The following is a 22,211-nucleotide window of genomic DNA, read 5'->3' on the forward strand; positions in this document are numbered from 1 at the left end:
TTTCTGCGTACTTCAATTGCCTGCGCAACGGCTTTGCCTGACGTCGGAATCTGTCATCTCAGTCACGTCCAGCCCCACTGATGGGGTTGCCTTCAGAAAACCCTTATGATGAGAAATCCGTCACGCACAATAAGTTGATTGAGAGACTAAACATCCTTTTCCAACAAACATCTCTCCCCGATCGAAAAGCCGCGATAATCCGTGCCATTACTCTACTTACCTGAGTCCGTGACCAGACAATCCCGGCTTGACGTGAAATGAATGCCCCTTTTTAGGAGGCGCAGGCCATCTGGGCTGATTGACAGGTGGTCAGTAAAAAGAGGCCTGTTGCATGGTCAACATGACACATCGTCAGTATGTCAAATTGATTCCAGTGATAAATGATCGACCTGCGTCACAATTAAAGAAAGCAACTATCGTGACGATAACGTTAGGGCGTGATTTGCACGCTTTGACTACAGGGAGTCAACATGGCCGTTATCAACACAAATACGCTGTCACTGGTTACGCAGAATAACCTGACAAAGTCACAGTCTTCACTAGGCACGGCGATTGAGCGCCTGTCTTCCGGTCTGCGCATCAACAGTGCAAAAGATGATGCAGCCGGTGAGGCCATCGCTAACCGTTTCACCTCCAACATCAACGGGATGACCGTTGCCGCCCGCAATGCCAACGACGGTATTTCGCTGTCGCAGACCGCCGAGGGCGCGCTGACTGAAATTAACAATAATCTGCAGCGAGTTCGTGACCTGACCGTTCAGGCGCAGAACAGCTCTAACTCAGCCTCGGATGTCGACTCGATTCAGGCTGAAGTTAACCAGCGCATGCAGGAAATCGACCGCGTTACGAAACAGACTGATTTCAACGGTATCAAAGTGCTGAACACCGGCTCCGGCAGCACCACCTACAATTTCCAGGTGGGCGCAAAAGACGGCGAAACTATTGGTATTGCGCTGAGCTCAAGCGACGGTTTTGACCTGGCTGCAGCGGGCAACGCTTCTACAGGCACCACTCAGAATACCAGTTCTACGACAGGCCAGACGGTCAACGGCAATGCCCGCACCACGTCAGCCATCGGCTTCGACGTGCTGAAAGGGGCTGTCACCGGCGGTTCAGGCGGCACAGCGTCAGGTACCACGCCACTGGCCGACATTGATAAAGCCATCAAAGCGGTCGATAACCAGCGCAGCCTGCTGGGTGCCTCGCAAAACCGTTTCGAGTCCACCATCAGCAACCTGAACAATACCGTGACAAACCTGACCGCGGCCCGCAGCCGTATTCAGGATGCGGATTACGCGACGGAAGTGTCGAACATGTCCCGCGCGCAGATCCTGCAGCAGGCGGGCTCTTCTGTACTGGCCCAGGCCAACCAGGTGCCACAGACCATGCTGTCACTGCTCCGCTAATAAACGCTGAGGAACTGGATGCTGTCTGATGCAGTTCCTCACGATTTCGTCCCGCTCTGTAACCAGAAGCGGGCAAAACCCTGATTCTCGTCGCGGTGGAAATGTCAGGTTGAACATGGGATGTGGGGCGGAGTAGCACTCTGAACACGCCATCAAGATGCTTAAGCAGGGCTATGGACTGATTTAAGAACACCATCTTGCCAAACGCCCGTATTATCGGCTCCCGGCACGAAGCCGTTTTCTTTACTGTTTCATTTTCGAGTGTTAACCGAGGAAAGATAATGAACAATATTAAAATCGGCGTCCGTCTCGGTGCCGGATTTGGCTTTATCCTGCTTCTTCTCATCGTTATTACCCTGGCCGGTTTAATGCGTATCGACTCACTGGGCGACACCGTGGATAAACTGGCCGGCGATCGTTTTGACAAGGCTACCGCTGCCAGTAATCTTCGCTTTTACGTTACTGATATGAGTCGTATGGTTCGCAGCATCGCGCTTGTCGACGATCCGGCGCAAAAAGAAAGACTGAAACAAAATTATGAGCAGGCCCGCACCCGGCTTGAAACGGCTTTCAACAAAGTCGATCACATACTGCACGCTCCCAGAAGTCGCGAGCTGATTGACGTCATGAAAAAAGCAGGGAAACAGTATCTATCTTATTCTGAGCAGGCGGTAAAACTGGGTATGGAAGGCAAGCGGGATGAGGTGACGCAACTACTCACCGGGCCGGCTTATCAGGCTCAGGATGAATACACAACGGCCATCACGGACCTCGCCAACTTCCAGGGGGAGCAGATGAAGACCGCGGGAGCTAAAGCCGCGTCAGAGCAGCGCAACGCCGTAACGTTACTCGTTTCACTCAGCCTGGCTGCCATTGTACTGGCAGCAACGCTCGCCTGGTTTATTACCCGCAGTATCGTCAGGCCCGTCAATATCGCACTTGAAGCGGCGGTAAGGGTTGCTGAAGGTGATCTCACTGCAGAGGTGCCGGTGAGCGGACGAGACGAAACCGGGAAACTGCTTGAAGCTATTCGTGGCATGCAGCATTCCCTGGTGCAAACCGTGAGTGCCGTTCGGGCGAATGCGGAAAGCGTTGCCGCAGCAAGCCTTCAGATAGCTCAGGGAAACACCGATCTGTCACAGCGCACTGAAGAACAAGCCAGCGCGCTGGAACAGACCGCTGCCACGATGGGTGAACTGGGTGTCACGGTCAGGAATAACGCAGATAATGCCAGCCAGGCCGCCACGCTGGCCGTTACGGTACGTGAGATTGCCCGGCAGGGTAATGACATCACTTCAGATATCACCGATACCATGAAGGGCATAGGCGAAAGTTCAGGGCGCATTGCGGATATCACTTCAGTGATAGACAGCATCGCTTTCCAGACCAACATTCTGGCGCTCAATGCCGCCGTCGAAGCTGCCCGCGCGGGTGAGCAGGGTCGCGGCTTTGCCGTTGTCGCTGGTGAAGTTCGTTCACTGGCGCAGCGCAGTGCGACTGCTGCGGGTGAGATTCGTCAGCTCATTGAGGCCAACGCTCAGCGCGTCAGTGAAGGCTCAACGCTGGTAGCGCGTTCTGCTGGCACGATGTCTGCCGTTGTTTCTTCGGTGGGCCAACTCACTGACAGGGTGGAGGAAATTACCGCCGCTACTGCTGAACAGGCGCGCGGCATTGAACAGGTCAGCATAGCCGTGACGGAAATAGATGACGTCACGCAGCAGAATGCTTCACTTGTGGAAGAGTCTGCCTCTGCGGCAGCAAGCCTGCGTGAACAGGCCGATCTGCTAATGCAGTCTGTATCCGTTTTTACACTTTCAGATCATTCATCCTCCGCCGTTAAAACAGCACTTGTTGCGCCCGTAACGGTTACCGCATCCCCGACGACGCATGACAATTCCATGCGATCAAAAGAGACAACGCTGGAAGAAAACTGGACAACATTCTGAGCATGCCCCGATGTGAGGGGGTAAGCAGGCAACGCTACGTGAATTCTGTATAACCCGCAGGGGTTCTGTGCGCCAGTTTTCACGTAGCGCGCCCGGTGATTAACGGGCTTCAGGTCCAGAGGGGACGAAGGTGAGGTCCCGGTTCGTAACCGGGTACGCGGCGGGATGTCTTATTTAACATAATTAGTATTATGCGCATTTATCATGTAGCGGCTAAATTCAGATGTCCGCCTCTGGCTGTATTGAGATGTCCGCATTATCGTCCTTTTTCCAGGGTTTCCCGGCTGAGGACGCAACTGATGACGGCTTAGGATTCGGAGTGCTGAGAGCATGAACAGACGTTTGGCCCCCATACGTCTTGCCAGCCAGCTGCTAAGCGGTATGACCAACATCAGGCCCAGGATGTAGACATTACTTATCCATGCCAACTGGCTAACGGGTAGTTGGAGTACTTGCCTCTCCTGTGACATATCTCACCCCCTGCCAAAACATTTCCGTTTAGTACTGGAAAAATACTCTCTGTATCCGGCCAGACATTGCTGATAATTTGTCCAGACTCTGGTTTAACTTAGCTGACACAACGCTTAACGGACGCATCAGAAAACGAACAGCATCAACGTAAGGCTTCGTGCCACGAGGGGCCGTTTCTGACATTTCAAAAAGCGACACGACTAACAGCAAACGAATACCGCTCATCTCCCTTTTCTGGCAACCGTTTCGACGTGAAGAAAGAACGTATTACTGAAACGCGACGCTCTGCCCTTTTGCTTACTAAGTATTCATTGCCCGGATGTTCAGGCGACCGTAAAAATTAACCACACTGACGAGTAGGGAAAAATGATGAATAAAACGATTCTGGCGGTAGCCGCCGTTGCAAGTGCTTCGGCCATTGTGCCGCTGATGGCTCAGGCATCTTACGCGTATGTGGGTACCTATAATCCCAATGGCGAAGGGGTTTATCGATTTATCCTCAATGCGCAGGGTGAACTGTCGGGAAAAACATTGGTGAGTCAACTGCCCAACCAGGCACAGATGGTGGCGTCAGCGGATGGTAAACATCTTTATGTGGCGAGTGAGACCGAGAAAGGTAGCATCACCGCTTATCAGATTGGTACGGACGGTTCGCTCACGGCATTAAATCAGGTCGACACGCAAGGCAAAGGACCGGTGTACCTGTCCCTGACACCCGATCAGCGTTACCTGTTGGTCGCAAATTATGTCAGCGGCAGTATTACAGTGTTTGCGGTGACGCCAGAAGGCAAGCTGAGTGAGGCTGTCGATCATCATCAGGACAGCGGCCCGGCTGGCGCAGGCAAACCGGCCGCAGCGGTAGAAGGCAGCTTTGCCATCAGCGATCACAATGGTCCGCATGCTCATATGGTCGCCAGCGATCCCACGGGCCAGTTTGTTTACTCGACGGATTTGGGGCTGGACCGCATTTACCAATACCACCTGAATAAAGACGGTACCCTGACGCCCGGCAAACCCGCATGGATAAACGCCTCGTCTGCCGGTGCAGGCCCCCGCCATTTCGTTTTTAGCGCTGAGGGTCATGCGCTCTGGTTAGTGAATGAAGAAGCCTCCACACTCACACATTACCTCATTAATCCGCAAAGCGGTGCTTTGCAGGAAAAGGCCACGGTTTCTACGCTGCCTGCCGGTTATAAAGGCACCAGTTTTGCAGCCGGGTTAGTCATTGATAAGGGCGGGAAAAATCTTTACGTCGCCAACCGTCTGCATGACAGCATTGCGCACTTTGAGGTCAATGCAAACGGCACACTGACGCATAAAGATGATGTGTGGACGCGCGGGGATTATCCCCGAACGCTGACATTATCCCCTGATGGCAGCATGATTTACGTGATGAATCAGCGTAGCGATAACATCACCAGCTTCAGGGTGGATAAAGCGAGTGGTGCCATCAGCTTTACCGGGAACTATGTTGCCGTAGGCGCGCCTTCACAGATGGTTATTGTTCCCTGAAACATTGATGCAGATAACATGCACGTCACGCTGTGGTGCGTGTTACCGACGCAGCGTGCAGGTGCACGAGAAGGTCAGTCTCGCGCACCTGCCCGTTCAAGATCACTAACGGGCATGATCGATAAGCACTCAGGCCCAGCGATTATCGCTGCCAGTGCCAACGCAAAATCAAGTGTTATCCTCCACAATCACCGCAACCCGCTGTCCGGCGCGCACGGCACTGCCTGGCTGTACGTTAACCTGCTGGATGATCCCATCGCAGGGTGCCAGCAACGGAATCTCCATTTTCATGGATTCCAGCACCACCAGAACATCCCCCGCCTGAACCCGACTTCCCACCGTGGTTTGCACTTGCCAAAGGTTGCCGGAAACCGGGCTTTCGACACCCTGCTCGCCCTGCTGTAGCGGTGCATCACCGCCCTCTTCTGCCACGTTCTCCTGGCTGTCGAAATGGGCCTGACCACTGGCGATCCAGCGATCGCGTTCCGCATTGAACGCCTGTTGCTGGTGGTCACGAAACGCCGCGATGCTTTGCGCCTCATGAGCGAGAAACTGCTGATAATCACTCAACCGCAGCGTACTGGGCTCAATGCGCAGCGGATAACGCCCCAGCGGGAAATCGCGGCGGATTTGCACCAGTTCCTCGGCGGATACAGGGTAGAACCGCAGTTGATCAAAGAAGCGCAGCAGCCAGGGTTTCCCCGCAAAATCAGCAACCTCTCGATAGCGATTCCACATCTGAAGCGTGCGCCCCACAAACTGATAGCCGCCAGGTCCTTCCATGCCGTAAACGCAGAGGTAAGCGCCGCCGATACCCACCGAGTTCTCTGCCGTCCAGGTGCGCGCCGGGTTGTATTTTGTGGTGACCAGGCGATGGCGCGGATCCAGCGGTGTCGCAACCGGCGCCCCCAGATAGACATCGCCCAGCCCCATAACCAGATAGCTGGCCTCAAACACCGTCTCCCAGACCGCCTGTTCGTCAGGCAGATCGTTAATGCGGCGAATGAATTCAAGGTTACTGGGGCACCACGGTGCATCAGGGCGTACCGTCGTCATGTACTTTTCAATCGCCTTGCGACAGGCGGGATCGTCCCAGGAAAGCGGCAGATGTACTACGCGAGTTGGCACCTGCAGATCATCACTCAGGCAAACCCTGAGCCACTCGCCGCGTACCCAGTCCAGCAGCGCGTCATGGGTGAGGATTTCAGGCTGAAAATGGATCTGCAACGAACGAATCCCGGGCGTGATATCAATCACCCCGTCTTTTGCATGCGCTTCCAGCGCCTGCATCAGGGCATGAATGCGAAAACGCAGAACCAGATCCAGCTCCGGCTCCCCGGCTTCGAGTAGCAGATGCGTATCGCCAGAAATTCGCGCGACCAGACGCTTATCGGCCTCACCGCAGGTCATCACGATCGGCGAGGTCAGCGGCGCAGGTTGCCAGGCTGTCGCCTGGCCACAGAGCGTTGCCAGTTCCTGGCCTCGCGCTTTAGCCAACTGGCGCGCGGTGGTTAAATCCACCGAGGTAAAGCGCACTTTATCACCGGCTTTCAACTGCCCTAACTGCCAGAGATCGGCTTCGATGACTGTGACCGGACAAACGAATCCCCCGAGGCTGGGTCCATCCGGGCCCAGAATCACCGGCATATCGCCGGTAAAATCAACCGCACCTACCGCGTACGGATTATCGTGAATGTTTGACGGATGCAGTCCGGCTTCGCCCCCGCTGTCTCGGCTCCAGATGGGCTTGGGCCCAATCAGGCGGACGCCCGTGCGGCTGGAGTTAAAATGCACTTCCCATTCCGTGGCAAAAAAAGTGGCGATATAGTCCGGCGCGAAGAACTCCGGCGCACCGTGTGGACCATAAATTACCCGTAGGGTGCGGATCTGCGGGAGATCCGTGCGCAATGCCTCAGGAAGTGCCACGCCAGCTTCCGTTGCTGTCTGTGGGGCCAGGTGCAGCACATCGCCGCTACGCAGTGCGCGTCCGGCGTGGCCGCCAAACTGGCCAAGCGTAAAGGTGCTTTTACTGCCTAAATACGTTGGCACCTGAATGCCGCCGCTCAGGCAGAGATAGCTTCGCACGCCCGACCCACTCACAGCACCCAGCTTTAACGTCGCCCCGGCGGGAATGGTAAAAACACAATCCATCGGCACGGGCTGGCCATCCAGGGTAGCGCTCAGTGGTGCACCGCAGATGACGGCCTGGATGGCGGTATTGAATTTCAGAGTGGGTCCGGTGAGGGTAATTTCCAGTGCGGCTTCCCCCTCGTCATTGCCCAGCAGCCGATTGCCTGAACGCAGGGCGCGGTCGTCCATCGGCCCCGATGGCGGTACGCCGACCGCCCAGTAGCCCAGACGGCCCGGATAATCCTGCACGCTGGTTTGTGTACCGGCGGCTAGCACCTCAACCGTCGCTGCCTGATAACTCAGCTGTTCCAGACAACGGGTCCAGGGTTCTCCCTGAACAAAGGGCGCAAACGCTAAAATTTGCTGCAGATAGAGGCGGTTGGTTTCAACACCGTATAAACGCGTTTCTGCCAGCGCCTGCGCCAGTGTGGCAATGGCCTCCGGGCGGCTGGGCCGCCAGGCGATCGTTTTCGCCAGCAGCGGATCAAAAAAGGGCGGCACTTCGCAACCGGCTTCAATCCAGTGATCAATGCGCAGGCGAGCATCCTGTTGGTCGGGAAAGGCAACGTCTGTCAGCAGGCCCGGTGAAGGCTGAAACTGCCGTGCCGGATCTTCCGCATAAATGCGTGCCTGGATAGCATGGCCTTGTGGCGCAAGCCCGGCAACCAGCTCGCGCAGGGGCGGCAAGGTGTCCGCAGCCAGTTCAATCATCCATTTCACCAGGTCAACGCCCCAGACCTGTTCTGTTACGCCATGCTCGACCTGAAGGCGAGTGTTGACCTCCAGGAAGTAAAATTGTTGGTTCAGGCTGTCATAGACAAACTCCACGGTGCCCGCGCTGCGATAGTTCACTGCTTTACCCAGCGCAACTGCCGCCTCGCAGAGCGCCTGTGCCATGCCTTCAGGCAAATTGGGGGCAGGTGTTTCTTCGATGACCTTCTGGTTACGCCGCTGCACCGAGCAGTCACGCACGCCCAGCGCGATAACGTCTCCTTGCCCGTCACCAAAGATTTGCACCTCAAGATGACGTGCGCGTTCGATATAGTTCTCGAGAAACACGCCGGCATCACTAAAGTTGTTCTGCCCCAGCCGCTGCACGGTATCAAACGCTTCCGTCAGTTCATGCGCATCGCGACAAACGCGCATGCCAATCCCGCCGCCACCCGCCGTACTTTTCAGCATCACCGGATAACCAACGGTCTCGGCGACGCGGCAGGCTTCGGCGGCATCGGCCAGTAATTCGCTGCCTTCCAGCAAGGGCACACCTTCAGCTTTCGCCAGAGCACGGGCCGTGTGCTTCAGACCAAAAGTCCGCAACTGCTGTGGCGTTGGGCCAACAAAAATCAGCCCTGCGGCCTCGCAGGCCTCAGCGAACCCGGCGTTTTCAGAGAGAAAACCGTAGCCCGGGTGAATCGCCTGTGCACCGCTTTGCTGCGCTGCGGCAATAATTTTTTCAGCGGCCAGATACGTTTGTGCCGCCGGGCCGTCGCCAAGGGACAACGCTTCATCGGCACCACGAATATGCAGGCTGCCCAGATCGGCCTCGGCATAGACAGCCACCCCCTTGACCTGCATGGCGCGCAGGGTGCGCAAGATGCGGCAGGCGATCGCACCGCGGTTAGCAATCAGTAAGGTATCAAACATAAGCGGAACTCTCAGGAAAGCGGGTCGTCCCGCAGAAAGTCGACATGTCCCCTGAGGCCGTCCCCGGGGCTTCTCCTGTTCAGGCGTGCGTATTGTTCAGTCGCACCAGGCTCAGTTCCATACCAATACCTCGGCGGGCGTGGGATTCCAGCCGTTACAGGGGTTATTCAGCTGCGGACAGTTTGAGATTAAGACCACCGCATTACACTCGGCGCGCAGTTCAACATATTTGCCGGCGGCGGAAATACCGTCTTCAAAGGTCAGTCCACCCTGCGGCGTGACGGGAACGTTCATAAAAAAGTTGATGTTGGCGCCGATATCGCGTTTATGCAGGCGACCGTCATGCAGGCAGGCACAAAGAAAATTATCCCGGCAGCTGTGCATATAGCGCTTGTCGTGAGCATAACGTACCGTGTTACTTTCCTGCGCGCAGGCACCGCCCAACGTATCGTGGCGGCCACAGGTATCGGCGACAATAGTCAGCAGCGGATTGCCCATATTCGAGTAAAGTACGCTGCCGGTGGTCAGGTAAGCATTACCCTGACGGCGCAGCGTACGCTGGGGATCGTAACGCTCGCGCGGATTATCTGCGTTGTAGAACAGCGTATCGATCGCCTGATTCCCTTCCAGGTCGAGCAGACGCAATGTTTGCCCTTGTTTGACCTCAAACAGCCAGGGTTCGCCCGCCGGAATCACATGACGGTAAACCGCATCCTCTGGGCGGCGGTCGCTGGAAATAATCATCATCGCTGACTCCTTACAGGGCAAAAAGTTGGGTGTTATGTATCGCGCGCTGATTTTCATCGCGGATGAACAGCGCTTCGGTGGTAGCCTGTACGTCATCGGCCTGATACCAGCTCAGCTGGATGGGACGCGGTGCATAGTCAGGGGCAGGATCCATTGGATGGGGGAGCGCGGTCAGGACGATCAGCACGTCCATTGGGGCAAACAGCTCAACAACATCCCCTGCGCGGCTATGTTCGGTATCGAAGCGGAAGCGGCCATCTTCATCGACGGTGACTTTGCTAAAGAAGTTAACGACCATGAGCAGATCTTCAAGACCCAAATCCCATTTGCCCATCTCGACCAGCAGATTATCGACTCCATTGCGGTAAAACCCATTCCGCAGCTCCTGATAGCGCCCTGCGCCATATTTTTCGCGCGTTTCCGCCGCGTTAAGTACGCCCCCAAACGGATCGTGCCAGCCACAACTGTCCGCCACGATCCCGGCGAGTACGCGGCCCATATCGGAATAAAAACAGTGGCCGGTAGTGAGCCGGGCCGTATGCTGGCCCTTCAGCGTATCCGGTAGATTAAGGCGTTCACTTTTCTCATGCGGATTAAGCATCATCATGCTGACATTCGCGCCGCCATCAATATCGGTCAGGCGCAGGATGTGCCCTTTGCGCAGAATGAATGAGGTGTGCGCCCCGCCGGGAAGCCGCTCTTCGCGCAGGCTGGGCGCTGAGTGAAAACGTGCCGTCATTGCTGTCTCCTTAATGCATAAACGTTGTCTTTACTGTCTGTCATCAGCTGTGCCATTCGCGCCTCATTCAGCGGAATGTCGTAGGTGATACGCGCCCCCCAGGCATGAGGGGCCTGGGGATCGTGGCGGACTTTGTCAAATACCAGTAGCCGTGTACCCAGGTTGAAGCCTTCGGTAAGATCGTGGGTGACCATAAAGACCGTCATTCGGGTTTCACTCCACAGTTGAAGCAGCAGCGCGTGCATGTCTTTGCGGATACCGGGATCCAGTGCGCCAAAGGGCTCATCCAACAACAGCACTCGCGGTTGCATGATAAAAGCCTGGGCAATTGCCAGCCTTTGCTGCATTCCGCCGGAGAGCTGTGCCGGATATTTATCCAGCGCATTTCCCAGCCCTACTTTGTCCAGCATCTGTCGTGCCTGCTGCCGGGCCGCGCGTTTTCGGGCGCCGAACAGGCGACCCGACAAGGGCGAAGCAGGCAGTTCGAGCCCTATCGCGACGTTATCCAGTACATTGAGATGGGGAAACACGGAATAGCGTTGAAACACGACGCCGCGGCTGCGGTCGGGTTCTGTCGCCAGTGCCTTACCATCCAGGGTGATCTCTCCCCGGGTGGGTTTTTCCTGACCCAGCAGCAGGCGCAAAAACGTCGACTTCCCGCAGCCCGATGCACCGACCATAGAGCAGAACTCGCCCGCCTTAACCTGCAAATTGATGCGTTCCAGCACCACGTGGTCGCCGTACTCCTGCCAGATATTGTCGATACTGATAAAACTCATTCCCGGCCTCCTTCCGCCCATGGGAAACAGGCGTTGTGCAGCTTGCGCAGGCCCAGATCCATCAGCCAGGCCAGCAGCGTGATCCAGATGACATAGGGGATAATCACATCCATCGCCATGTAGCGACGCACCAGGAAAATGCGATAGCCCAGCCCGGCGGTCGCCGAAATCGCTTCGGAGGAAATTAAAAACAGCCAGGCCGATCCCAGAAGCAGCCGTACCGAGGTGATAAGCCGTGATAACAGCTGCGGCAGCACGACCCGCAGCACGACCGTCCAGCTATTGGCTCCCAGGGTTTGCGCTTTGATTAACAGTTCCGCCGGAATTTCCCGTGCCCGCTGTTCAAGATCGCGTGCCAGCATCGGCGTAATGCCAATGACGATGAGCATGACCTTCGACAGCTCATCCAGGCCGAAAACAATAAACAGCACGGGCAGAATCGCCAGCGGCGGCACCATTGAGACAACCGTCATCAGGGGTGACAGTGCGGCGCGGGACATCGGAAAAACGCCCGCGGCAATGCCGAGGCACAGGCCAATCAGCGAGGAGAGCGCCAGCCCCATGAGCAGACGGCTCAGGCTGATAAACGTATCGGCCCACAGCAGGTATTCGCCACTGCGCTTATCTGGCGTGAAGGCCATCCGATCAATCGCCTCAATCATCTGCGACAGTCCGGGCAGCAGTTTGTCCTGCGGATTGGCCTCCAGCCGCACCGCTGATCCGATAAACCAGGCGGCGATGATCAGCACGAAGGGCAACAGCATTAGCGTCAGGCGCATGCCCTGGCGGGGATAGCGGTTGATGTAGCGCATGACATGAACTCCCGTGGTCAGTGGTTACAACTTGCCCGCAGCGGCCAGCTTAAGATAGCTGTCGTCAAAGCGCAGTTTGCTGTTAGCCCTATCGCCAACGGTGACGTTGCCCGGGAATGTCATGCCGATAAAATCAGCGCTCTGTGCGCCCTGACCCAGCAGACCTTTGTCAAACGAGAAGTTCGCCACGCGTTGCATGGTCTTTGGCAGATCAGGCGAAGAAATAAAGGCCAATGTCTCAGCAGGCGTCCAGAACAGATGCGTTGTTTTAAGCTGAGCCTGATAGCCCGCGAGGTCGGTACCGGAATCTGCCGCCATTGCACTCAGCGCTTGTTTATCACCCGCCTGCATTTTTGCCATCATTTCAAACCACGCACCGGTCAGCGCTTTGCCGAGGGCGGGGTTATCTTTCAGCGTTTGGGTGTTCACGACCATCATGTCGATGAGTTCACCGGGCACCTGGGTGGAGCTAAACACTTCGGTGGTTTGTGGCGTCTTTTTGATGACGGACAACTGCGGGTTCCAGGCTACCGCTGCCCGCACATTGCTGGTGCCAAAGGCCGAGACGATATCCGCATCGGAGGTATTAACCACTTTCACATCTTTTTCCTGCAGCCCGGCTTTTTCCAGTCCGCGAACCAGGAGATAGTGCGATACCGAGAGTTCGGGCAGATAAACCGACATACCTTTCAGATCGCTGAGTTTTTTATTCATCCCTTTTAGCACGACGCCGTCGTTGCCATCGGAATAGCTGCCGGTGATGAGTGCTGTCGAATCTACCCCACCTGCCGCCGGGATAGTCAGCGCATCCATGTTGGTCATGGTGCAGCCGTCAAACTGCCCTGCCGTGTACTGGTTGATGGATTCGATATAGTCGTTGAGTTGAACAATATTGATTTTGATGCCGTATTTGCTGGCCCATTTATCAATAATTTTTTCATTGCTGATGGTGCCCCAGGGCATCCAGCCCGCATAGATCGTCCAGCAGATGTTGAACTCTTTTTTAACCGTGGCGAAGGAAGAAAAGCTGATCAGCAAGGTGAGTGACAGCAAAAGCGTGCGGATGAACGGCGTTGTTTTCATGGTTAACCTCTGGTTGGCACAAAAAAGGAGCAGCGCGACACCTGACGGTGCTGCTGTCTCCCGGGCTTTTGTCCCGCCGTGTAACCTCTCAGAGGTCGCCAGCTCTCGGACCAGACATTCACCTGCGTGAACCGGAACCCTAGCCAGCTATTTAATTCAGATTATGTGTTGCGCTGCTTACCGATCAAGTTTTTGCAATTGACGTGCCAGAATTAATGACAATAAAAATCAGTGATTTAGCATTATTCCTGGTGACGAAGCACCAGAATGATGAGTGACCGGGGGGCATTGCACATAATCAGTGCCGACTGGAACACGAAATATGCTGTGCAGTCCTTACATCATAAGCATCAGCGCGGTTTCTGGGCGACGTTGCAGCGGTAGTGTCCATCCTGACGAGGCGTGACGGTATAACGCCTGACGCAATACCGCTGACGGCGCGATGTGCTTTAATCCTGTAGATGTCGCGCGGCCAAAGGGGAGCCACTATTACGCGATAGCCATCCTTGTAGCTTAAGGGAACGTACACGCTTTCAACGGTGACCATCCGCACTTCTCGTTTGTTGACCCTCCATTACTGCTGTTAATGCCCGCACGCGGGTATGGCAATGGCGTGCTACACAGAGACTGGCTTTGCGTTCTGCCGGTTCTTTAACCCACCATAAACGTCGCGCGTTTTTTGCAGCAGGGTCATCCGGCCTGCACTACAGTTAACTGACTCAGTAACCAGCAAAAACACGACCATGTCCTCTTCCCTTCGCTCAAATCTGTTTGCCCGGTTGCGCCTGCTGATCTCTGTGGTGGCAGGTCTCGTCTGCTATGTTTTACTGCCTGAGCATCTGGGGCAAATGCAGAGACTGTTAATCAGTTGGAACGTGCTGGCATGGCTCTATCTGTGGTTTATCTGGTTTCGCATGTTGCGTACCGCGCCAGATGAGATTAAACGAATCGCCCAGATGCAGGATCAAAGTGCCGCGCTGGTGCTGGGGCTGGTCATCGTGGCCTGTATGATCAGTATGGTGGCCATCATGAGCGAGCTTCCCACGTTAAAAAGCCTGACGGGCTCGTCGCGGGCCCTGCATCTGCTTTTGACTGCCATGACGCTCATCGCCTCATGGGCCTTACTGCCCAGCGCATTTGCCATGCATTATGCCCATCAACATTATCTCCATCGTAGCCATCAGGTTACGCCACTGATTTTTCCGGAGAAGCCCGTCAGCCCGGGTTACTGGGATTTTCTCTACTTCTCTTTCACCATCGCGGTGGCATCCCAGACGGCGGATGTGGCGACGGGCACGACAGAAATGCGCAAGATCGCCTTGTTGCAGTCGGTTATCTCTTTTATTTTTAATCTGGCGATTCTGGGACTGTCCGTGAATGTGGCAGCCAGTTTGTTAAGTTGAGAGTCTGCCTGCGACGATAGCCAGCAGAGAAGCGCATTGACTGTTACGGGAATTTACCGCTTAAAGCCTGTGCGACGGGAAGCTGCACCCTCTTTGAGAGGGTGCAGAGACTGCGAGAAAAATTAACCGCCCTGCTGCTGTTGCCCTTGCTGTTGACTGGCCGCTTCTTTCTGTTTCTTTTTGGCCATATGATGTCCAACAGCGCAGCCTGCTGCGGCCCCAGCGACACCGTGATGTTTAAGATGCCCTGCCACGCCGCCCACGGCCGCGCCCTTTAAACAGCCTTTGGCTTCAGCTTGTGAACTCATCGCCATGAGCAGACCCGCGGTAACAAGAACAACTGACAATTTTTTCATCGAATGACTCCCTGATAAATAGCGAATACGCATTAATGTCTACTGAGCATAGTTAATCAGGACGCTTCTGCTGGCCGAAGTCAGTAAATCTTGAAACCGTTTACCCGCCGTTAAGCATTTAACGTTCCGGGAGTAATAGCGATATCATAACAGGCGTTTTTTAGCACAATATTCAGTCCTTAACGCTTATCGATAACGATGGAAAGGAGATGTAAGAGAATATAAAAAACTGCACATTACTCAGTAAGACGTCCAGCTTTTGAGATGCAGTTCGTTGAGGGGGTTGAGCATAATTAAAAGGCTAAACAATCAGTTCAGGATGTAAAACCGAGCAGGTTCAGGACATATCATCCTGAGTTTCATCGTGTGGGCAAGGTTCGCCGGTGTCATCACAGGCAGGATTAATGCGCAAACCGCCTGAAGGCTTTTGATGAGCAGCAAGTTTGATGTTCCCCGCACTGCCCGCATTGTTCTTTTGCAGCGAAGAAGCTGACTGTTGTTCATGTACAGATACAGCCAATGCTGCATTCTGAAAGGTAATCAAGGTCGCGATGGTGAACGCCGTTGTTTGCAGTGCCATTTTTACGGATAACATTTTCATAACTTGCCCTTTAGAGATTACGCCAGGAAGGACAGAACGATTAGCCGTTCTGCTCTGTGCTGTATTCAAACTCAGCAGTGTGAAAATAGAATCTTTATATTTCCATTTTAAGACGGACCTGATAAATCAGATTAACCCTTGCCAGCCTGATGCAGAGAGCTCCAGGCGTAGGGAAATAATAAAGATTAAAATCATTATCTTATTTACCTCATTCTGCTCGTTGATATTGCAACCCCCCCTTACTTACACATTTTTCAGATCCTGACTGAGCAGAGCATTAACCAATGACGAGCGGATGAGCGGTAACTGGCTGCACTTTCTCTCAAACTGTCTAAACCTGGCATCGATAGCACCATACTCAAAAACCTGTGTAGGCTGCGGCCAGAAATTTCATGCTTTTAGGGCAATGTATTCTGCGCATAACTTTCATGCCGAAGCGTTTAAGACGCGCTTTGTTTTTCTGTTTTTGTATACGCTGACGTATCAATTCAGACCACGCTGCATCGTTAACGACTGCTCAGGAAGCATGAAATGAAAGTACAAAAACTTGATCAACCCGCTTCAATCAAGACGCTGGAATCATGGGGGACCGTTGAGGGCCTTCCGGGATCGCCCGAGATTGCACTGGCCGGGCTGCAGACGGTGATCCCCGGTCATGAAAATACAGATATGGGCATTTTTGAATGTACGGCGGGCAGTTATCGTCGCGGCGTTAAGCAAGCAGAGATGATGCATTTCCTGTCAGGAACGGGTTCCTTCACAGCGGATGGCGAAGCACCACAGCATTTCAAACCTGGCGATACCTTGTTCTTTGAAGCGAATACAGAAGGGACATGGGTCATGGAGACCACCATGCGCAAGCTTTATGTGATTTTCGACACCCTGTAAAAGTTCGATCACTGATTCATCCCACTGAGGATGAATCAGGACAGCATAAAATCGACGGCATCGTTCGCATGAATGCGCGTTGTATCGAATACCGGTAGCGCGCTTTGTGCTTCTGAAACCAGCAAACCAATTTCCGTGCAGCCAAATATGACTCCTTCTGCACCTTGTGAAGCCAGTTCCTGTATCACCTCAAGATAAAACTGGCGGGAGCCTTCCGTAAATTTCCCCATGCAGAGTTCATCAAAAATGATTTGGTTGATGACGTTACGCTGTTCTGCCGGTGGTACCAGGGTAGCAATTGAGAATTGTTTATTCAGGCGGCCCAGATAGAAGTCCTGCTCCATGGTATAACGCGTGCCCAGCAAGGCTACTCGGGTCATGCCTTTGCTCGTTATCGCCCTGCCCGTCGCATCCGCGATATGTAAAAAAGGCAAATGACAGCGAGATTCAATCGCCCCGGCAACCTTGTGCATCGTGTTGGTACATAAGACGATTGCGTCTGCACCGGCGCCCGCCAGCCCCACGGCCGCCTCAGCCAGTAGTTCACCAGCCCGATCCCAGTCGCCACTGCGCTGGCAGGCTTCAATTTCATGAAAATCCACGCTGTGCAGAAGCAGCTTTGCCGAGTGTAAACCGCCTAATTTGCTTCTGATTCCCTCATTGATCAACCGATAATAAGGGAGCGTTGATTCCCAGCTCATGCCGCCTATAAGGCCGATTGTTTTCATCACTCTCCTTTGAAATACATCACTGCCAAAGCCTGTCGAGGATAATAAAACTGCGCGTTGCCTGAAAGGATTATGACGGGTTAGCCGCGTGTTTTCAGGCGTTGCGCTAACCCGTTACCGCCAGAGCCTTGCAGCCGCCGGGCAGCGGAAATCCAATGCCCGGCAGGGATCTACCATCACGTTTTATTGCCTTTTTCACTCGCCTGCTGTAATGCCGTGATGACGATGCCCGGCGTTAACACCTGAGGCAGGACAACGGGTTTTCCGCCGTCAGCAGGATAAACCACATACAGCGGCAAACCGCCACGGCCAAAGTCACTAAGTGCCTGCTCAACATCCGGATTGTATTTGGTAGAGTCCGCAATCATATAAATGGTGTTGGTGCGCGCCATGGCCGTCTTTACTGCCTGGGTTGACAGCGAGGTACGTTCATTAACCTGACAGGTAATGCACCAGGAGGCGGTAAAGTTCACCAGAACCGGTTTACCCTGGCCTTTTATAGCGTCCACATTTTGGGGCGACCATGCCACCGCAGCCGCTGCCACAACATCCGAAGAATCAGGGGCTGCCGTTGAGGTTTTCAGCGTAAATAACGGTGGTACCAACAGGATAATTACAACAGCTGTGGCGATGTGCAGAGCCCAGTGCCGCCTTCCCATCATCTGCCGCTTCTGAGCCAGGCCATACAGCCAGGCGGCAAAACCCAGCAGCAGGCAACAGGTCAGTATCGCTGCTAGCGCCGTCGAGCCAGCCTGCCGTTCCAGCACCCAGATTAACCAACCCGCCGCACCCAGCATCGGAAACGCCAGGCCATGTTTAAGGGTGATCATCCAGGCACCCGGCGACGGCAGTATTCGGGCAACGACAGGGAAAAAGGAAATCAAGGTAAAAGGCGCAGCAAAGCCCAACGCCAGAGAAAGAAAGATAATAAAGCTGATAACAGGGGGCTGTACAAGCGCATAACCTATGGCGCTGGCCATAAAGGGCGCGCTGCACGGGGTAGCAACAACAATAGCCAGCGCCCCCGTTAATGCGGACCCGGTCAATCCACCCCGCTCGCCCCCGACTTCGCCGGCCCGCTGAAGTGATAATCCCACCTCGAACAGGCCAAACAGATTAAGTGCGGATGCCAGCATCACCAGAACCAGCAACGCAATCACCAGCGGTGACTGCAGTTGAAAACCCCAGCCCACTGATGACCCACCGAATCTCGCCAGCAACAGCAGACCAACCAGTAACATCATGGTGACCACTACGCCAGCCAGAAAAGCGAGCCCTTCTGCACGAGCCTGTGCGGGCCTGGCGTGATGCCGTATCAGACTCAATGCCTTGAGCGAAATGACCGGGAACACACAGGGCATGAGATTAAGTATGATGCCGCCCAGAAAAGCGGCGGCGATAGCAGTCAACATGATTTATCTGTCCAGATCGGGAATTAAGCCGGGTTGGCCTGGCGGTATTTTTTCACGGCATCCAGCGTTTTCTGAATGTGTGATTCTGGATTTTTATCCGTATAACTCAGCAGGATTTTGCCATCCGGTGCAATAACATAAGACGTACGATCGGAAAGCGTTTTACCTTTCATCTCCATCGTACTTTTGTATTCTGCAGCCACTTTTGCGCCTGGATCGGCAGCAACGGTGAATTTATCGCGGCATTCAAGTTTAGAAAATTTCTCAATCTGGTCAGTATTACCCGCGGTGACGCCGATTACCGTTGCGCCCTCTTTTTTAAAGTCATCTGTCGCTTCTGCAAAGGCATGCGCCTCTAAGGTACAGCCTGCACTAAACGCCGCCGGGAAAAAATAAAGAACGACCGGGCCTTTTTGCAGTGCCTGCTGTAAAGAGAAGGTGGTTTCTTTACCTGCCAGTGCGGCTTCCAGTTTGAAATCCGGCGCCTGTGCACCCACCGGCAGTGCCGCGAACGCGGAGGTCATTGGAAGGCTCAGTGCCAGTAATGATGCAGCCGTCAGCATTTTCAGGTGATTCTTGATACGCATTCTCTTTTCTCCGTCGACAAGCAGGCATAAGTGCCCCTTGCACGTTAATACTAGGTTCATTCACTAAAAATGAAAAAGTTTGCGTCATGGAATAACGCGATAGCGTCACCAGAGCGTTAATGCAAACGTGTCTGGCATCTACAGTAAGATAGTCTTACAACCGATCATTTAGATATGCGGTTAGGCGATAATTTTGTGTCAGACGGTAAATATTCAGGGAACAGAGAGATGCCCTACCTGATAACGCTGAAAATGGCCCGAATCTTGCGCGGGCGCCGTTGTCCAGAGACAAAAATCTATGTGGCGCCAGTGAAAGGTATCCAGAGCCGATACGCGTGCTAACGCCCCGGCTTGTTTTGGGGGCTGTGTTAACCCGGCGAGATCGGCGTAAGCAGGAACGGTGCTGACGTTCAGGGAAGCAAAACCGGCTTGAACCATCTCTGGCGACAGCCTGGCCGATAAGACCGGGAAGGTATGCACCTGCGGCCAGCCAAAATCCTCAGTAAGCTTTTTAAAACCTGCCCCAGACAAAAAACAGTGCATGCTCTCTGCGTCCTGCCAAAGATAAAAGGGCGCATACACATTTTCATCCGTGTTTGTGGGACCTTTGGCTTTGCACGCATAAAGCCAGGCTTTGAATATGAGACCAGGAAATCCCCCCATCTTATATCCGTTGTCATCAATCCGGCGTTGAATAATCGTCATGTCGTAATCGGCGGGAAGAACAAAACGGTATTGCATAGCAAGCATGGTTTTCTCCTTAAAGTTGGGGAATATCCACCAGGTCAAACATCTTCCCATGACTAAAAGACCAGTCTTCTGGCTGAGTGAAATGAAGAACGATCATGACATCATGGGGTTTTATACCCATCGATTTTTCAAGACGCCGGATGAGATCCTGATAAAAGGCCTGTTTCTGCTGCGTATTACGCGTTTTACCTGCGGTAATGGTAAACAGAAGAAAGTCATTGCTGCGGCCCGCCTCAGCACCACAAAGATAATGCCGATCAAAAATCCGGCTGTGCGCGTCATAACAATCAAAAAACTGAAAGCAGTCTCCGCGCGGTACGGAAAATGAAGCTTCAAGCGATTGCTGTAACGCAGCAGAAATTTTCTCTCGCCACTGCTGAAAACGCGCTGTTGAGATGGCTATATGGCTTACAGGCATCGGTATCCCTCACTCAGGCTGTGTGTTTTTGAAGACGGTCAACGCGGAAACGGCGTTGGGCCAGCCGCAATAAAAGGCAAGATGCGTTATCACTTCGATAATTTCATCGTCTGAAATGCCATTTTGGCGAGCAAATTCCAGATGCCAGCCCAGCTGTTCATTTCGATACAGTGCAATGAGGGCGCTGACCGTAATCAGACTTCTGTCCCGCAGTGAAAGCCCGTCCCGCTTGTATCTAACCATACGTGGTGATTAGCTACCACCACTGAAGCAGAGTGAGCCGGTCCCTTCCCTGAGGACGGTTTAAATACCGATCCTGCCTGGCAGCACATGGCCCTCCGCTTCACCTTTCACGCCAGCACATCAGGTTGAACGGTTACCGGGAGCACGACTCCGAATGTACAAGGCGAACAGGCGTGACGGTTAATGTGAGAGGAGTGAAACCATGTTTCCAGTCGGTATTGATGTCAGTAAAGAAACGCTCGACCTCTGTATGCTTTATGACGGCATGAAAGGTCGCGTCAAAACACGGAATATCCGCAACGACAGCAGCGCGGTTGCGCACCTACTTCGCTGGCTCAGGCTTCAGCACTGCGGTCCGGAGGATGTTCATGTGGTGATGGAGGCCACCGGCGTGTATCACGAACGGCTGGCCACGGCCCTGCACGATGCGGGCTTTTATGTGTCTCTGGCCAACCCTCACCGCAGCCGGGAGTTTGCCCGAGGCATGGGGATAATGACCAAAACGGACAAGGTGGATGCGTATATGCTGGCCTGTTATGCACTGCTGAAAAAACCGCATCGGTGGGAGCCTCCCGCAGCGGATATCAGACATCTCAGCGCACTTCTGCGCCGGCGGGATGTAATACTCGCTGACGCCGTGCGTGAGGAAAACCGGCTCGAAAAATATCAGTCTAACGAAACGCCTGCAGATGTCGTCAGTTCATGCATCAGGATGGCGCAGCTGCTCCGTGAAGAAGTGAGAAGTATTGAACGACAGGTTAAAGCGCACATTCAGGCCAGCCCGGACCTGAAACGGGATTATGCGCTGCTGACGTCGATTAAATCTGTCGGGCCCCAACTGGGGATGCACATGCTGGTTGTGCTCCGCAGCCATCACTTTGAATCAGCAGACCAGGCGGGTGCCTTTCTGGGCGTGGTGCCAGTCGAGAAGCGCTCGGGCACGTCGGTTCGGGAACGTCCACGCATGTCTAAAATCGGCCCGCCTCAGTTGAGAGCCAAACTTTACATGTCGGCTCTGTGCGGGAAAATTCATAACAAACGTATGCGTAATATCTACTAGGAGATGTGCCTGCGGGGCAAACCTAAAATGGTAGCTATCGGTGCACTGATGCGAAAACTGGTTCACTGGTGTTATGGCGTCCTGAAGACGGGAACGGCTTTTTGTGACGGAGGTCCCCGTGCTGCGTTAGATACCTGACTCAGGTTGAGTTGACACTTTAGTGACTGAAGCGCTTATGAGGGTAACCGGACGTAGTCTGCTATGAGCGAAAAGCGTACGTTGCTAACAGTCTTCTGTGTTAATTATCAGGGAGCAGGTCAAAGTAGCTGCTCTGGCTTTATTTTTTTGTGCAAAAAAGTTTAAACACTGAAGAGAGTGAATATTTAATTTTTTAACTGTTTAAGTGCATAAAGTGCGGGGAGGAGAAGTTAAAGCTTAGTAATCTAATTATTTTTATCTTATTGATATGATGCTTTATTATTAGTCTGAATGCAGTGATGTGTTGTAATTTTTATTTAATAGTCGTGTTGATTGTTGCATATGGAAATGTATAGAA

General features: G+C 53.8%; 18 protein-coding genes, 3 pseudogenes and 1 riboswitch. Of the genes and pseudogenes, 6 read left to right on the forward strand and 15 right to left on the reverse strand.

Annotation, left to right across the window (positions count from 1 at the left end; genetic code table 11):
• The first annotated feature begins 470 nt into the window (after nt 1–470).
• On the forward strand, nt 471–1,406 hold the full coding sequence (locus tag PAGR_RS22270; protein WP_013027894.1) for a flagellin N-terminal helical domain-containing protein: 936 nt from the start codon (nt 471–473) through the stop codon (nt 1,404–1,406).
• A gap of 281 nt (nt 1,407–1,687) precedes the next feature.
• The gene (locus PAGR_RS22275; protein WP_014333172.1) at nt 1,688–3,352 is read left to right on the forward strand and encodes a methyl-accepting chemotaxis protein; all 1,665 of its coding nucleotides are present in this window, start codon (nt 1,688–1,690) and stop codon (nt 3,350–3,352) included.
• Between the two features lie 323 nt (nt 3,353–3,675).
• Here PAGR_RS22275 and PAGR_RS24220 read toward each other — a convergent pair.
• Nucleotides 3,676–3,822 (reverse strand): annotated as a pseudogene (locus tag PAGR_RS24220) (hypothetical protein); the annotation flags it as partial.
• 367 nt (nt 3,823–4,189) lie between these two features.
• Between PAGR_RS24220 and PAGR_RS22290 the strand changes: the two are divergent.
• Nucleotides 4,190–5,335 carry a lactonase family protein gene (locus tag PAGR_RS22290; protein WP_014604644.1) on the forward strand — a complete coding sequence of 382 codons (1,146 nt, stop codon included), beginning with the start codon at nt 4,190–4,192 and terminating at the stop codon, nt 5,333–5,335.
• Between the two features lie 168 nt (nt 5,336–5,503).
• Here the strand turns inward: PAGR_RS22290 and uca are convergent, their stop codons facing one another.
• From uca to PAGR_RS22320, 6 genes are all read right to left on the reverse strand, one after another.
• Nucleotides 5,504–9,109 (reverse strand): urea carboxylase, encoded by a 3,606-nt coding sequence (gene uca / locus PAGR_RS22295; protein ID WP_014604645.1) that lies wholly within the window; start codon nt 9,107–9,109, stop codon nt 5,504–5,506.
• Between the two features lie 111 nt (nt 9,110–9,220).
• A complete protein-coding gene (locus PAGR_RS22300; protein ID WP_014333187.1) occupies nt 9,221–9,856 on the reverse strand; it encodes an urea amidolyase associated protein UAAP2 in 636 nt (211 codons plus the stop codon).
• Between the two features lie 10 nt (nt 9,857–9,866).
• Nucleotides 9,867–10,595, reverse strand: a complete 729-nt coding sequence (locus PAGR_RS22305) for an urea amidolyase associated protein UAAP1 (RefSeq protein ID WP_014333188.1) — start codon at nt 10,593–10,595, stop codon at nt 9,867–9,869.
• Nucleotides 10,592–11,374: an ABC transporter ATP-binding protein gene (locus tag PAGR_RS22310; protein WP_014604646.1), complete on the reverse strand. Its 783-nt coding sequence runs from the start codon at nt 11,372–11,374 to the stop codon at nt 10,592–10,594. Before PAGR_RS22310 ends, PAGR_RS22305 begins: the two co-directional genes overlap by 4 nt.
• Nucleotides 11,371–12,186, reverse strand: coding sequence for an ABC transporter permease (locus PAGR_RS22315; RefSeq protein WP_013027909.1), 816 nt, complete (start codon nt 12,184–12,186; stop codon nt 11,371–11,373). The genes PAGR_RS22310 and PAGR_RS22315 overlap by 4 nt, the downstream gene beginning before the upstream one ends.
• Before the next feature lie 24 nt (nt 12,187–12,210).
• Nucleotides 12,211–13,269, reverse strand: coding sequence for a putative urea ABC transporter substrate-binding protein (locus PAGR_RS22320; protein WP_014604647.1), 1,059 nt, complete (start codon nt 13,267–13,269; stop codon nt 12,211–12,213).
• Between the two features lie 55 nt (nt 13,270–13,324).
• Nucleotides 13,325–13,423: riboswitch (guanidine-I (ykkC/yxkD leader) on the reverse strand.
• A 589-nt stretch (nt 13,424–14,012) separates the two neighbouring features.
• Between PAGR_RS22320 and PAGR_RS22325 the strand changes: the two genes are divergently transcribed.
• A complete protein-coding gene (locus PAGR_RS22325; RefSeq protein ID WP_014604648.1) occupies nt 14,013–14,672 on the forward strand; it encodes a DUF1345 domain-containing protein in 660 nt (219 codons plus the stop codon).
• Nucleotides 14,673–14,794: 122 nt separating this feature from the next.
• Here PAGR_RS22325 and PAGR_RS22330 read toward each other — a convergent pair whose 3' ends face one another.
• On the reverse strand, nt 14,795–15,028 hold the full coding sequence (locus PAGR_RS22330) for a hypothetical protein (RefSeq protein ID WP_014604649.1): 234 nt from the start codon (nt 15,026–15,028) through the stop codon (nt 14,795–14,797).
• 337 nt (nt 15,029–15,365) lie between these two features.
• Entirely contained in the window at nt 15,366–15,629 is a 264-nt protein-coding gene (locus PAGR_RS22335; RefSeq protein WP_014604650.1) for a hypothetical protein, read from the reverse strand.
• Nucleotides 15,630–16,160: 531 nt separating this feature from the next.
• Here PAGR_RS22335 and PAGR_RS22340 point away from each other — a divergent pair.
• Entirely contained in the window at nt 16,161–16,517 is a 357-nt protein-coding gene (locus PAGR_RS22340) for a cupin domain-containing protein (RefSeq protein ID WP_013027915.1), read from the forward strand.
• 35 nt (nt 16,518–16,552) lie between these two features.
• On the opposite strand, the gene PAGR_RS22345 is transcribed toward PAGR_RS22340, so the two are convergent.
• The 6 genes and pseudogenes from PAGR_RS22345 to PAGR_RS22370 form a co-directional block, all read right to left on the reverse strand.
• Nucleotides 16,553–17,245 carry an aspartate/glutamate racemase gene (locus PAGR_RS22345; protein WP_014604652.1) on the reverse strand — a complete coding sequence of 231 codons (693 nt, stop codon included), beginning with the start codon at nt 17,243–17,245 and terminating at the stop codon, nt 16,553–16,555.
• Between the two features lie 176 nt (nt 17,246–17,421).
• Nucleotides 17,422–18,657 (reverse strand): protein-disulfide reductase DsbD family protein, encoded by a 1,236-nt coding sequence (locus PAGR_RS22350; protein ID WP_013027917.1) that lies wholly within the window; start codon nt 18,655–18,657, stop codon nt 17,422–17,424.
• 23 nt (nt 18,658–18,680) lie between these two features.
• Nucleotides 18,681–19,244, reverse strand: coding sequence for a peroxiredoxin (locus PAGR_RS22355; RefSeq protein WP_014604653.1), 564 nt, complete (start codon nt 19,242–19,244; stop codon nt 18,681–18,683).
• Between the two features lie 213 nt (nt 19,245–19,457).
• Nucleotides 19,458–19,994 (reverse strand): DUF4865 family protein, encoded by a 537-nt coding sequence (locus PAGR_RS22360; RefSeq protein ID WP_014604654.1) that lies wholly within the window; start codon nt 19,992–19,994, stop codon nt 19,458–19,460.
• Between the two features lie 10 nt (nt 19,995–20,004).
• Nucleotides 20,005–20,412: a tautomerase family protein gene (locus tag PAGR_RS22365; RefSeq protein ID WP_014604655.1), complete on the reverse strand. Its 408-nt coding sequence runs from the start codon at nt 20,410–20,412 to the stop codon at nt 20,005–20,007.
• A 9-nt stretch (nt 20,413–20,421) separates the two neighbouring features.
• Nucleotides 20,422–20,646 (reverse strand): annotated as a pseudogene (locus PAGR_RS22370) (carboxymuconolactone decarboxylase family protein); the annotation flags it as partial.
• A gap of 211 nt (nt 20,647–20,857) precedes the next feature.
• Between PAGR_RS22370 and PAGR_RS22375 the strand changes: the two are divergent.
• A pseudogene (locus PAGR_RS22375) lies at nt 20,858–21,853 on the forward strand (IS110 family RNA-guided transposase).
• The last annotated feature ends 358 nt before the right edge of the window (nt 21,854–22,211 follow it).

Source organism: Pantoea ananatis PA13, from assembly GCF_000233595.1.
Classification (GTDB): domain Bacteria; phylum Pseudomonadota; class Gammaproteobacteria; order Enterobacterales; family Enterobacteriaceae; genus Pantoea; species Pantoea ananatis.